This window comes from Pantoea brenneri (assembly GCF_038594305.1).
Classification (GTDB): Bacteria; Pseudomonadota; Gammaproteobacteria; order Enterobacterales; family Enterobacteriaceae; genus Pantoea; species Pantoea brenneri.
Map to the genome: position 1 here is coordinate 158,111 of NZ_JBCGBG010000005.1, position 13,075 is coordinate 171,185.

At 57.3% G+C, this 13,075-nt stretch carries 12 protein-coding genes; 5 read left to right on the forward strand and 7 right to left on the reverse strand.

Annotated features, from left to right (window positions below; all coding sequences use genetic code 11):
• Positions 1-8: 8 nt before the first annotated feature.
• Positions 9-1,193: a BaiN/RdsA family NAD(P)/FAD-dependent oxidoreductase gene (locus tag AABB92_RS18125; RefSeq protein ID WP_031374842.1), complete on the reverse strand. Its 1,185-nt coding sequence runs from the start codon at positions 1,191-1,193 to the stop codon at positions 9-11.
• Between the two features lie 243 nt (positions 1,194-1,436).
• Here AABB92_RS18125 and pitA point away from each other — a divergent pair, with 243 nt between their 5' ends.
• Positions 1,437-2,939: an inorganic phosphate transporter PitA gene (gene pitA / locus AABB92_RS18130; protein WP_128088259.1), complete on the forward strand. Its 1,503-nt coding sequence runs from the start codon at positions 1,437-1,439 to the stop codon at positions 2,937-2,939.
• A 37-nt stretch (positions 2,940-2,976) separates the two neighbouring features.
• On the opposite strand, the gene uspB is transcribed toward pitA, so the two are convergent.
• On the reverse strand, positions 2,977-3,312 hold the full coding sequence (gene uspB / locus AABB92_RS18135) for a universal stress protein UspB (protein WP_031374844.1): 336 nt from the start codon (positions 3,310-3,312) through the stop codon (positions 2,977-2,979).
• Between the two features lie 417 nt (positions 3,313-3,729).
• Between uspB and uspA the strand changes: the two genes are divergently transcribed.
• On the forward strand, positions 3,730-4,167 hold the full coding sequence (gene uspA, locus AABB92_RS18140) for a universal stress protein UspA (protein ID WP_031374845.1): 438 nt from the start codon (positions 3,730-3,732) through the stop codon (positions 4,165-4,167).
• A 50-nt stretch (positions 4,168-4,217) separates the two neighbouring features.
• Here uspA and rsmJ read toward each other — a convergent pair whose 3' ends face one another.
• Complete coding sequence (gene rsmJ / locus AABB92_RS18145) at positions 4,218-4,970, reverse strand: 16S rRNA (guanine(1516)-N(2))-methyltransferase RsmJ (protein ID WP_031374846.1); 753 nt, start codon at positions 4,968-4,970, stop codon at positions 4,218-4,220.
• A gap of 8 nt (positions 4,971-4,978) precedes the next feature.
• The gene (gene prlC / locus AABB92_RS18150) at positions 4,979-7,021 is read right to left on the reverse strand and encodes an oligopeptidase A (protein WP_031374847.1); all 2,043 of its coding nucleotides are present in this window, start codon (positions 7,019-7,021) and stop codon (positions 4,979-4,981) included.
• Between the two features lie 424 nt (positions 7,022-7,445).
• On the opposite strand from prlC, the gene AABB92_RS18155 reads away from it, so the two are divergent.
• Together AABB92_RS18155 and AABB92_RS18160 are read left to right on the forward strand one after the other, a co-directional pair.
• Positions 7,446-8,288 carry a 23S rRNA (adenine(2030)-N(6))-methyltransferase RlmJ gene (locus tag AABB92_RS18155; protein WP_031374848.1) on the forward strand — a complete coding sequence of 281 codons (843 nt, stop codon included), beginning with the start codon at positions 7,446-7,448 and terminating at the stop codon, positions 8,286-8,288.
• Between the two features lie 63 nt (positions 8,289-8,351).
• The gene (locus AABB92_RS18160) at positions 8,352-9,170 is read left to right on the forward strand and encodes a CPBP family intramembrane glutamic endopeptidase (RefSeq protein WP_031374849.1); all 819 of its coding nucleotides are present in this window, start codon (positions 8,352-8,354) and stop codon (positions 9,168-9,170) included.
• Here AABB92_RS18160 and rnz read toward each other — a convergent pair.
• On the reverse strand, positions 9,167-10,078 hold the full coding sequence (rnz, locus tag AABB92_RS18165; RefSeq protein WP_031374850.1) for a ribonuclease Z: 912 nt from the start codon (positions 10,076-10,078) through the stop codon (positions 9,167-9,169). The two genes, AABB92_RS18160 and rnz, sit on opposite strands and share 4 nt — an antisense overlap.
• 128 nt (positions 10,079-10,206) lie before the next feature.
• Here rnz and gorA point away from each other — a divergent pair, with 128 nt between their 5' ends.
• Positions 10,207-11,559, forward strand: coding sequence for a glutathione-disulfide reductase (gene gorA / locus AABB92_RS18170; RefSeq protein ID WP_031374851.1), 1,353 nt, complete (start codon positions 10,207-10,209; stop codon positions 11,557-11,559).
• Positions 11,560-11,658: 99 nt separating this feature from the next.
• On the opposite strand, the gene AABB92_RS18175 is transcribed toward gorA, so the two are convergent.
• Together AABB92_RS18175 and AABB92_RS18180 are read right to left on the reverse strand one after the other, a co-directional pair.
• Entirely contained in the window at positions 11,659-12,555 is an 897-nt protein-coding gene (locus AABB92_RS18175; protein ID WP_031374852.1) for an alpha/beta hydrolase, read from the reverse strand.
• 168 nt (positions 12,556-12,723) lie between these two features.
• Complete coding sequence (locus tag AABB92_RS18180) at positions 12,724-13,062, reverse strand: hypothetical protein (RefSeq protein WP_031374853.1); 339 nt, start codon at positions 13,060-13,062, stop codon at positions 12,724-12,726.
• Between the last annotated feature and the right edge of the window lie 13 nt (positions 13,063-13,075).

Consider the following 13,075-nt stretch of genomic DNA (forward strand, 5'->3'; position numbering starts at 1 on the left):
CGCGCGATTTACAACGCCTGGGCGCACGCCCAGGCGGAACTCCACGCCCACTGGAAGTTATATCCCCCCAGCCAGCCGGTCACATCCACCACTTCACCAATGAAATAGAGGCCCGGTACCGTCCGTGCTTCCATGGTTTTCGAAGAGAGCTGGGTGGTATCCACGCCGCCCAGCGTCACTTCAGCAGTGCGATAGCCTTCGGTTCCGTTTGGCTGAATACGCCAGGCGTGCAGCGTCTGCACCAGCTCCGCCTGCTGCTTGCTGTTGAGCTGCTTCAGGGTGATATCGGGCACCACCTTCAGCGTTTGCAGCACCTCCACCAGCCGTTTCGGCAGAATTTTTGCCAGGCTGTTCTTCAGGCTGAGGTTCGGATGCGCCTCACGCTGAACGGTCAGAAAGGCGTCGAGCGGCGTGGCAGGCGACAGATCGATAGTGACGAACTCACCCGGCAGCCAGTAGCTGGAGATCTGCAACACCGCCGGGCCAGAGATTCCCCGATGGGTAAACAGCATCGCCTCTTTAAAGCGGGTGCCATCCTGCGCGTCGATGGTGGTCTCCAGGGCCACGCCGGACAAAGTCTGTAGCTGTTCCAGCAGCGGCTTATGCAGGGTAAACGGCACCAGCGCAGCACGCGTCGGGAAGACGGTCAGACCAAACTGTTCAGCAATCTTATAGCCAAACGGCGATGCGCCCAGGCCGGGCATCGACAGACCGCCACTGGCGATGACCAGTTTTTCCGCCTGAACCGTGCTGCCGTTGAGTTGCAGGGTGTAGCCGCTGTCGTCACGCGTCACGCTCAGCACTTCACTGCGTAACCGCAGCGTCACCTGGCCCTTTTCGCACTCGGCCAGCAGCAGATCGACAATCTGCTGAGCGGAATCATCACAAAACAGCTGGCCAAGGGTTTTCTCATGCCAGGCTATCTGGTGACGATTGACCAGATCGATAAAATCCCACTGGGTATAACGCGCCAGCGCCGACTTACAGAAATGAGGGTTATGTGACAGATAGGCCGCCGGTTCAGTGTAGAGATTGGTGAAGTTGCAGCGCCCTCCGCCCGACATCAGGATCTTACGTCCCGGCTTTTTGCCGTTATCCAGCAGCAATACGCGACGCCCGCGCTGTCCGGCCTGGGCGGCACAGAACAGCCCTGCGGCCCCGGCACCAATGATGATAACGTCAAACTGTTCCACGGCGGTTTACTCACTTAATCGGAAAGGCGCAGATTGTAGTGATCTGCTCACTGAGACGCCAGCGTCAAAAATTTGCCGTAAATGTGTCATAATGTAACTGACTAATATCTGGGCCTTTTTCCCCCTTTAACCCGGCTACGTTACTGCTAAAGGTCAAATTAAGGCTATATTTTCCTTTCCCATACAGCACGTTGTCGCGGATAATGCGCCGCGTTCATGTCCTCCAAAAATGGCGTAACGTTTATGCTACATCTGTTTGCTGGTCTAGACCTCAGTACTGGCCTGTTATTGGTTCTTGCCCTGCTGTTTGTATTGTTTTACGAAGCAATCAACGGCTTCCACGACACGGCCAACGCAGTTGCGACGGTCATCTATACGCGTGCCATGCGTGCCCAGCTTGCTGTGGTTATGGCAGGCGTCTTTAACTTTTTTGGCGTGCTACTCGGTGGATTGAGTGTCGCCTATGCCATTGTTCATATGCTCCCCACCGATCTGTTATTAAATGTTGGATCGGCTCACGGTCTCGCCATGGTGTTTTCTATGCTGCTGGCGGCGATTATCTGGAATCTCGGCACCTGGTATCTGGGTCTGCCGGCATCCAGCTCCCATACCCTGATCGGCGCCATTATTGGTATCGGTCTGACCAACGCCCTGATGACCGGTACCTCGGTGGTTGATGCACTCAACATCCCGAAAGTGCTGAACATCTTCCTGTCTCTGATCCTGTCGCCGATTGTCGGCCTGGCGATCGCCGGTGGCCTGATCTTTATTCTGCGTCGTTACTGGAGCAGCACCAAAAAGCGTGCCCGCATCCATATGACGCCAGCCGACCGCGAAAAGATCGACGGCAAGAAAAAGCCGCCGTTCTGGACCCGCATCGCCCTGATTGTTTCAGCGATCGGCGTCAGCTATTCGCATGGCGCGAATGACGGCCAGAAAGGCATCGGTCTGATTATGCTGGTGTTGATCGGCGTGGCTCCGGCCGGCTTCGTGGTAAACATGAATGCCTCGGGCTACGACATCACCCGGACCCGCGATGCGGTCAATCATCTGGAGCAGTATTATCAGCAGCACAACGCTTCGCTGACGCATATCATCCAGATGGCGCCGCCTAAGCTGCCGACGCCGGAAGAAGTGCCATCAACCAGCCCGCAGGAGTTCCACTGTGACAGCGCCCGCGCGTTACAGGCGGTTCAGCGCGCACAGGTGCTGCTGAATAATCTGCAAAGTTACGATCAGCTGACGGTGGATCAGCGCGGCCAGATGCGTCGCCTGCTGCTGTGTATCTCAGATACGGCGGACAAAGCGGCCAAGCTGCCGGAAACCACCCCGGACGATCAGCGCTTCCTCAATAAGCTGAAAGGCGATCTGCTTGGCACCATCGAGTATGCGCCGGTCTGGATTATCGTTGCGGTTGCGTTAGCGCTCGGCACCGGCACCATGATTGGCTGGCGTCGTGTTGCCACCACCATTGGTGAGAAGATTGGTAAAAAAGGCATGACCTATGCACAGGGAATGTCAGCCCAGGTCACGGCAGCGCTCTCTATCGGCGTCGCCAGCTATACCGGAATGCCGGTTTCGACCACCCACATCCTCTCTTCGTCAGTCGCCGGTACCATGCTGGTTGACGGCGGCGGATTGCAGAGCCGGACCATCAAAAACATCGCCATGGCGTGGATCTTCACGCTGCCGGTATGTATTGTGCTGTCAGGTTCGCTCTACTGGATTGCCTTAAAACTGGTGTAATGCCAGCGAGATCAGAGGGCGACGCAAGTCGCCCTTTTTAATGCCAGATCGCCATCGCCACCAGGCTGATCACCACCAGTCCGCACAGCGCGCTGGTCAGCATAAACTGTCCCCTTACCCGCTCGCAGCGACGAATAAATTCGTCATCATGATGATCAAGATAGCGTTTCGCCCAGATATAGGTCACCAGTCGCACCTGTTTGCTGGGCTGGCCGTGAGAGGTGAAAAAGCCCGCCCCGTCGACATACTGATACAGCAGCGGATCGCAACCGCGTAATACCGCCAGCAACGCACGCAGAGAAGAAAAATAGCGCGCCATATTCACAATACACACCACACAAAGAGCCCAAAAAAGCGCAATAGTACTGATCATATTCTCCCCTCCTGGCTGGAGCCGCAGGAACAGACGCAGCGGGAAAACGCTGAGCACGCCCACAGAAATAGCCAACCTCTGAATCACCCAACTGCGATAGTGTTCTGAACGCCTGGGCGGTAACAAACCAGACCGCCTTTTTTCAGTGTAGGAGAAATGTTTAAATTTTTTCCAGCGATGAATTTCGTTTGGCGCGAGTAAAATTACCGCATCGTTGATCTTATTCACAAGCCAGGCGGCAACGGCAGCATTTGCCCGCAGAGAAGGCTATACTCAGAGACATAACAACATGACCACCTGCACCGCAGGTACACACTTTGGTGGCGCTCATCGCCCGCTCGCGCAAAGGATTTCGCTAAGCTGTGACGCGGCAGGAACCCCGGATGCCATCCTTAATCTCGTGAAAGGAGTTTTATCATGGCTTATAAACATATCCTGATTGCAGTAGACCTTTCTCCCGAAAGTCAGTTACTGGTGGATAAAGCCGTTTCGCTGGCCCGCCCTTACGATGCCAAAATTTCCCTGATTCACGTCGATGTGAATTATTCCGATCTCTACACCGGCCTGATTGATGTCAACCTGGGCGATATGCAGAAGCGTATTTCTGAAGAGACGCACTCTGCGCTGAAAGGTCTGTCTGATTCCGCGGGCTACCCGATCAGTGAAACCCTGAGCGGCAGCGGCGATCTCGGCCAGGTGCTGGTGGATGCGATTAAAAAGTATGACGTCGATCTGGTGGTGTGTGGTCATCATCAGGACTTCTGGAGCAAGCTGATGTCGTCGGCGCGCCAGTTGATCAACACCGTACATATCGACATGCTGATTGTGCCGCTACGCGATGAAGATGAAGCCTGAGTGACGTGCAGGACCCGTAAAGCCGGCTGATTGCCGGCTTTTTTATCGGGTTAACTGACCAGTGGGGGATAGATATCGAAGCGATGGCTTTTGGTCACCACCGCCGCCTGGGTAACCACGCCTGCCAGCGGCGGCGCATAGTCGGGCCGCTTCACCACGATCCGCTTCTTTGCCAGCCGACGGGCCGGTTCCAGCAGCGCGTCAGCATCCTCATCGGGACCCACCAGCGACTGAAATACCCGCATCTCTTTTTTCACCATCGCGCTTTTCTGCCGGTGAGGATACATCGGATCGAGATAGACCACGTCCGGCTGCGGGGTGATATCGCTCAGCGCCTCGGCGCTGGCGGCGTGAATCAGCGTCAGGCGCTGACGCAGCCAGCCGCCGATTTCCGCATCCTGATAGCCGCGCTGTAAACCGTCTTCCAGCAGCGCTGCCACCACCGGATGGCGCTCCAGCATCCGCACCCGGCAGCCCAGTGCCGCCAGGACAAAGGCATCACGCCCGAGTCCGGCCGTGGCATCCACCACATCCGGCAGATAGTCGCCTTTAATGCCCACCGCTTTTGCCACGGCTTCACCGCGACCGCCGCCAAAGCGACGACGGTGCGCCATTGCACCTGAGACAAAATCGACAAAGATGCCGCCCAGCTTCGGCTCATCCCGCTTACGCAGCTCAAGATGCGTCGGGGTTTGTACCAGCGCCAGCAAGGCATTTTCGTCGTGCTCCAGCTGCCAGCGCTGCGCTAAACGTGATAAGGCGCCGTCTCCGGCGCCTGATTCATCGAGCAAACAGATTTTCACGTAACGACTTATCCCTGAATGCCGTAATGTTCCAGCATGGCGTCGAGCTGCGGTTCACGGCCGCGGAAGCGTTTGAACAGCTCCATCGGCTCTTCGGAACCGCCACGCGTCAGGATATTGTCGAGGAACGACTGGCCGGTTTCGCGATTGAAAATGCCCTCTTCTTCAAAGCGTGAATAGGCATCTGCCGCCAGTACATCCGCCCACAGGTAGCTGTAGTAACCGGCCGCATAGCCACCGGCGAAGATGTGGCTGAAGGCGTGCGGGAAACGGCCCCATTCCGGGCTCGGCACCACCGCAACGCGGCTTTTCACTTCGCGCAGCGTCTCAAGAATCCGGGCGCCTTTAGCCGGGTCAAATTCGGTATGCAGACGGAAGTCGAACAGGCCGAACTCCAGCTGGCGCAGGATGAACAGCGCCGCCTGGTAGTTCTTGGCCGCCAGCATTTTATCCAGCAACGCCTTCGGCAGCGGCTCACCGGTCTCGTAGTGGCCAGAGATGAACGCCAGCGCATCCGGCTCCCAGCACCAGTTTTCCATAAACTGGCTTGGTAATTCGACCGCATCCCACGGCACCCCGCTGATGCCGGAAACGCCAGGCACTTCAATCCGGGTCAGCATGTGATGCAGGCCGTGACCAAACTCATGGAACAGGGTGATCACTTCGTCGTGGGTGAACAGCGCCGGTTTGCCCTGCACCGGGCGGTTAAAGTTACAGGTCAGGTAGGCGACCGGCTTTTGCAGGCTGCCATCGGCTTTACGCATCTGACCGACGCAGTCATCCATCCAGGCTCCGCCGCGTTTGTGTTCACGCGCATACAGGTCCAGATAGAAACTGCCGCGCAGTTCGCCGGTTTCATCGAACAGATCGAAGAACTTCACGTCAGGATGATAAACTTCCACATCGGTACGCTGTTTTGCCGTGATGCCGTAAATACGCTTAACCACTTCGAACAGGCCAGCCACCGCACGGGATTCCGGGAAGTAAGGACGCAGCTGTTCATCGCTGATGGTGTAGAGGTGCTGCTTCTGTTTTTCACCGTAATAGGTGAGATCCCACGGATTAAGCTCGGTCACGCCGTGCTCTTTTTGCGCGAAAGCGCGCAGCTGCTCCAGCTCTTTTTCACCCTGCGGACGGGCGCGCTCCGCCAGATCGTTAAGGAAGTCGATAACCTGAGACGGGCTTTGCGCCATCTTAGTCGCCAGCGATTTATCGGCGTAGGAGTCAAAGCCCAGCAGTTGCGCCAGTTCATGACGCAGCGCCAGTTCTTCCGCCATGATCGGGCCGTTATCCCATTTACCCGCATTCGGCCCCTGATCGGATGCGCGGGTCGCGTAGGCGCGATACATCTCTTCGCGCAGCGCGGCGTTATCGCAGTAGGTCATCACGGGCAGATAGCTGGGGATATCCAGCGTCAGCAGCCAGCCTTCCTGACCTTTGGCTTCCGCCTGGGCTTTGGCCGCAGCCATCGCGCTTTCCGGCATCCCTGCCAGATCGTTTTCATCGGTGATCAGCTTGCTCCAGCCCATGGTGGCATCAAGCACGTTGTTGCTGTAAGCCGATCCCAGTTCGGAGAGGCGGGCAGCAATTTCGCCGTAGCGCTGCTGTTTATCTTTCGCCAGGCCGATACCGGAGAGTTCGAAATCACGCAGCGCGTTATCGACCGCTTTCTTCTGCGCCAGATCCAGCGCGGCGTACTGGTCACCCTCTTTCAGGTTGCGGTACGCCTGATACAGGCCTTCATGCTGGCCGACCCAGGTGCTGTATTCAGACAGCAGCGGCAGCGTCTGCTCATAGGCTTCACGCAGTTCCGGGCTGTTTTTAACCGAGTTCAGATGACTGACCGGAGAGAAAATGCGGCTCAGACGGTCATCGCTCTCCGCCAGCGGCTGAACCAGGTTGTCCCAGCTATAGGGTGCGCCTTGCGCCACCACTTTTTCGACCATCGCGCGGCAGTCATTCAGGACTTCCGTAACGGCAGGAACCACATGTTCAGGCTGGATGGCAGAAAAAGGGGGAAGCGTAAAAGATGTCAGTAGCGGATTGGTCATAGCGCAGTCCTTTATTGATGTGTGGGGCGCGATGGGTCGCGCAACGCAATCTAAGTAACATGCGGCTAAGTGTAGCGAAAATCAATGGGGCCTGGCTTCGCTGCGGAAGAAACGAGCGGAATGCGATCGCCGATCGACCGGCAGAATTTGCGTTGCATCAAAGCGCAGCCGCTGCGGTTAGGGTGTAATGCCGCCGTTGCGACAGCTGCCGGCTTTTCACCTGCAGCGTGCGGCCCCGGCGGGATTAGTTATCATGCTTTCGACCCATCGGCGGGACATCCCTGATATAATCGCCCGCTTAATGGTTCTCATGCTGTTCCTGCGTCGGTTGCTGTGCGTCGTTCTGTGGGTAATACGTGAGGTAATAATTGGTATAAATTGATTTTCCATCAATTAAAACCTTATACATTCAACAGGATAAACAATGCTGAGTTATCGCCATAGCTTCCATGCTGGCAACCACGCTGACGTGCTGAAGCACACCGTACTGAGCCTGATCATCACCGCACTGAAAGAGAAAGAGAAACCGTTCTTTTATCTCGATACCCACGCGGGTGCCGGACGTTATCTGCTGAGCGGTGAACACGCTGAGCGCACCGGCGAATATCTGGAAGGTATCGCCCGCATCTGGCAGCAGCCGGACGCGCCAGCCCTGCTGCAACCCTACTTCGACGCCATCCGTGCGCTCAACCGTAACGGGACGCTGCGTTATTACCCGGGTTCGCCGCTGATTGCCCGCCATCTGCTGCGTGAAGATGACCGTCTGCAAATGACCGAACTGCACTCCAGTGACTATCCGCTGCTGCGTAACGAGTTCAGTAAAGATAGCCGCGCCCGCGTAGAACGCGGTGACGGCTATCAGCAGTTAAAAGCCAAACTGCCGCCGCCATCCCGTCGCGGTCTGGTTCTGATCGATCCGCCGTATGAGATGAAAAGCGATTATCAGGCGGTGGTGAAAGGGATTCAGGAAGGCCATAAGCGATTCGGTACCGGCGTCTTCGCGCTGTGGTATCCGGTGGTGTTGCGCCAGCAGATCAAGCATATGCTGCGCGATCTGGAAGCGACCGGCATTCGCAATATTCTGCAGATCGAACTGGCCGCCCGTCCCGACAGCGACCAGCGCGGCATGACCGCATCCGGCATGATTGTGATCAATCCGCCGTGGAAGCTGGCTGCCCAGATGAACGAGCTGCTGCCGTGGCTGCATAAAAAACTGGTTCCGGCTGGCACCGGCCACTTTGTGGTCAACCAGATCGTACCCGAATAACTCTCTTCTCCTTTTACGCCGCACACTGCCGGTGCTGCGGCGTGGTACTGCAGGTCTGTCACCATGTGGATCATATTGGCTGGCGCGCTAGCCGCGCTGCAACCGGCCCGGCGGCTGGCACTATTATTACTTGCGCTCGCCACGCTGCTGGGGTTTTATCAGGACGTACTGGCGTGGCCCGCGCTGCTGCTGTTCGCGGTCACCGCCGGCGTGGTGGCATGCCGTATTTACGATCGTGACCATCATCGGCGGCAAATGCTGACTGAAGCGGTGCTGGTGCTGATCGCCATCGGGTTATTCCTCCATCTGTTTCCGGGTTTTGATAATCCACGCAAACTTGATGACGTGCAGGTCGGCGCCCGCAGTGTGGCTTTCGGCTTCTCGTTTAATTTCGATAAAGCGCTGATCCCCTTTGTGCTGCTGGCCTGTCTGCCGACGCTGTTTCGCGCCCCGGCCAGCCCGCCGCGTTATAAGCTGCTGGCCGCGCTGGCGCTGATCGCCGCCGTTCCGCTGCTGTTATACAGTGCCGTATTACTGGGTGGATTAGCGTTTGAACCGCACTTCCCGGCCTGGCTTGGCACCTTTATGCTCGCCAATCTGTTCTTTGTATCGCTGGCGGAAGAGGCGCTGTTTCGTGGTTATCTGCAGCAGAAATTAACGCTGGCACTGGGCGGCATACCCGCGCTGTTGCTGAGTGCGCTGCTGTTTGGTCTGGTGCATCTGAGCGGCGGTCTGTTGCTGGTGATCTTCGCGACCCTCGCCGGGCTGCTGTATGGGCTGGCGTGGCACTGGAGCGGCCGGTTATGGATTTCGACCGCCCTGCACTTTGCCCTCAACATCACCCATTTACTGCTTTTCACTTATCCCGCACTGCATCATTAAAGAGTAAACACCGCCAGATCATAGGCCAGCTCGGTAGCGGGGAAAATGGTCTGGCATTCAGCCAGCAAGCGGGGCATATCTTTCGCCAGATAGCGTGAACTGAAGTGCGTGGCGATCAGCCGTTTTGCGCCGGCGCGCTTCGCCACTTCCGCCGCCTGTAAGGTGGTCGAATGGCCACGTCCGTTGGCTTTCTCAATCATCGCCGCTTCCAGCGTGGTTTCATGCACCATCAGATCAACGTCCGCCGCCAGCTGTAATGCCACCTCAGTTGGCGCGGTATCACCAAAAATCGCCAGCGTTTTACCTTTAATCGCCGGCCCCAGATAGTCCGCGCCATTGATTACCCGGCCATCCTCCAGCGTCACGGTTTCGCCCTGCTTCAACTGTTGATACCACGGACCACGCGGTACGCCTTCGGCCTTCAGGCGCGGCGCATCGAGAAAACCCGGCTTATCGTGCTGCTCAATCCGATAACCCAGACATTCCAGCGTATGATTCAGCGGCCAGGCACTGATGCGGAACTCACCGTCATCCAGCGTCCAGCCCGCCTCAATCTCAACAATAGTCAGCGGATAATCAGTGTAAGAGCCACTGATCGACAGCGCGGTTTCAAGGAAGACTTTTAAACCTTTGGGGCCATACACGGTCATCGGCGTGGTCAGCCCGGCCATAGAACGGCTGGTGAGTAAGCCTGGCAGCCCGAAAATATGGTCGCCATGTAAATGGGTGATGAAGATCTTATCCAGCTTGCCCGGTTTCAGGTCGGAACGCATGAACTGTAGCTGGGTCCCTTCGCCGCAGTCGAACAGCCAGCTTTCGCCACTCTGCGCCCGGGTAAAGGCGATGGCGGTCACGTTACGCTGCAGGCTGGGCGCACCGCCGCCGGTGCCGAGAAAAGTAAGGTGCATTGTATGCTTCCCTGTCAGTGTGAGAAAAAACAGAACCCTATTACAATCATAGGCGCAAACTTTGCGTCAATTCGACCCGCAGCGTTACACTCTATGCCAATTTTTCATGCAACCGGATGGATACTTCAATGACCCGACATTTCGACTATCTCGCCATCGGCGGCGGCAGCGGCGGCATCGCCTCGATCAACCGTGCGGCCATGTATGGCCAGAAATGCGCCCTGATTGAAGCCAAAGAACTGGGTGGCACCTGCGTTAACGTAGGCTGCGTGCCGAAGAAAATCATGTGGCATGCTGCGCAAATTGCCGAAGCTATCCATCTGTACGGGCCGGATTACGGCTTCGATACCACCGTTAACCGCTTCGACTGGGCCACGCTGGTCAAAAACCGCAGCGCCTATATCGATCGTATCCACACCTCTTACGACAACGTGCTGGGTAAAAACAAGGTTGAAGTGATCAAAGGCTTCGCCCGTTTTGTCGATGCGCACAGCGTCGAAGTGAACGGCGAGATCATCACCGCTAACCACATTCTGATTGCCACCGGTGGCCGTCCCAGCCATCCGTCGATTCCGGGCGCTGAGTACGGGATTGATTCCGACGGTTTCTTTGAGCTGGACGCGCTGCCGAAGCGTACTGCGGTCGTCGGCGCGGGTTATATCGCCGTTGAGCTGGCGGGCGTGGTGAATGCGCTGGGATCGGAAACCCACCTGTTTGTGCGCAGGCATGCTCCGCTGCGCAGCTTCGACCCGCTGATCACCGACACGCTGGTTGAAGTGATGAACAGCGAAGGCCCGACGCTGCATACCGAAGCGATCCCGAAAGCGGTAATCAAAAACGACGATGGCAGCCTGACGCTGCAGCTGGAAAACGGCAGCGACTTCACGGTGGATTGCCTGGTATGGGCGATTGGCCGTGAACCGGCCAATGACAGCCTGAACATTGCGGCGGCGGGCGTAGCGCTGGACGAGAAAGGCTACATTAAGGTCGATAAATTCCAGAACACCAACGTGTCAGGCGTTTATGCGGTCGGTGACAACACCGGTGCGGTAGAACTGACGCCGGTGGCGGTGGCAGCCGGCCGTCGCCTGTCTGAGCGCCTGTTTAACAACAAGCCGGACGAGCATCTCGACTACAGCAACATTCCGACCGTGGTCTTCAGCCATCCGCCGATTGGCACCGTCGGTCTGACCGAACCGCAGGCGCGGGAACAGTATGGCGACGACCAGGTGAAAGTGTATAAATCGGCGTTCACCGCCATGTACACCGCCGTCACCCAGCATCGCCAGCCGTGCCGGATGAAGCTGGTCTGTGTCGGTGCCGAGGAGAAAATCGTCGGTATTCACGGTATCGGATTTGGCATGGATGAGATGCTGCAGGGCTTCGCGGTGGCACTGAAGATGGGGGCCACCAAAAAAGACTTCGACAATACCGTAGCGATTCACCCGACGGCAGCGGAAGAGTTCGTCACCATGCGCTAAGCCGCCACGGCGGTGTGCTTCTGACAGGCGACTCCGGTCGCCTGTTTTTTTTGCCTGCGACAGGCATAGCGGTGCAGGCCTGCACCGCTATGGGGCAATTCAGCTCACGCGATCCAGCCAGCGCACATAGGCCTGATCCCATAACGCCGCGGGCGTCCCGGCCTTGCCAAGCCCGAAACCGTGACCGCCTTTACTGATCTGAATCAGCTCGACCGGCACGCGATTGCGGCGACAGGTGTCGTGCATCAGTTCGGTGTTAAACGGATTCGAGGTGTGGTCATCTTCAGCCTGCGCCAGAAAGGTCGGCGGATACTGGCGGGTGACGTAATTCTGTACCGACCAGTTCGCTTCATCCTGTGGCGTGGCGTTTTTGCCAACCATCATCAGATGGGTATTGGTGTGCTGGTAGGGGGCTTCCAGCGTAATCACCGGATAGATCAGGCCAACGCTGTCGACTTTTGGCACCACCTCATCCAGCGGATCGATGGCCGGGTAAGATTCAAAGTTAGGGCGCGCGGCCGCCATGCCCAGCAGGTGTCCCCCGGCCGAGAAGCCCAGCACGTGGACCTTACGCTCAAACGAGCGCACCAGCCGAATCGCGCGCTGTGCATCCTGCAGCGGGGCAAGCCGGCCGGCCTGCCACTTCTCATGCGGCAGGCGGTAGCTAAGCACATAGGCGGTGTAGCCGTTGGCATTCAGCCAGCGCGCCACCGGCCAGGCTTCGCGTCCCATGCCAATCCAGCGGTAGCCGCCGCCGGCAGCAATCAGCACCGCCTCACCGTTAGGATTTTCCGGTTTAAAGCGCTGAATCGCCGGGCTGACAATATTCGACCACGAGCCGCTGGCATTAACATGAAGTTCGCCCGATGGGCCGCCGCCGCCGGGCGGATCATCCGGCCAGAGAGGAATAATGTCATCGCGGGCAAATAATTTGCCGGTGGTCATGGAGAGCCCAAGCGCTCCCGTGCCGAGAATAAAGCGTCGACGCGTAATCATGATGCCTGTTAAGTGATATCAAAACGCTCAGCCAGCTATTGCGGCGGGCTGCAGAAAAAAGTGTGATGCAAGTCTGGTGCCAGACGCTGGCGATTATGTACGCAACGCGCTGCCAAAATCCATAAAAAAACGCGCCCGGACGGCGCGTTTTTGCCTTGAAGGAAGGAATTAATCTTCCTGCTGGAACTGGGCCATTACCGCCTGCTCACACTGCTGCTCATTGACGCGCAGTTTGGCGCGCTCGTCATCACCCAGTTGCAACCAGGCGCTGGCCACTTCACGCGCGGTATCTTCATCAAAACCGGGCTGATTCATCGCCGTCGGTGACTGGCTGCGCGCCACGTAAGATTTCATCTGCTCAACATATTGATCGGCACTGGCGACCTGTTTTTCGCTGCTGACAATGTGACACAGCTGGCTGGCATAGACATTCTGTTCACTATCGTCCGCCGCCAGGGCGCTGCCAGAGGCCAGTACGCTCAGCAGCAGTATGTGAGTCACTTTCATTCTCTACTCCTGT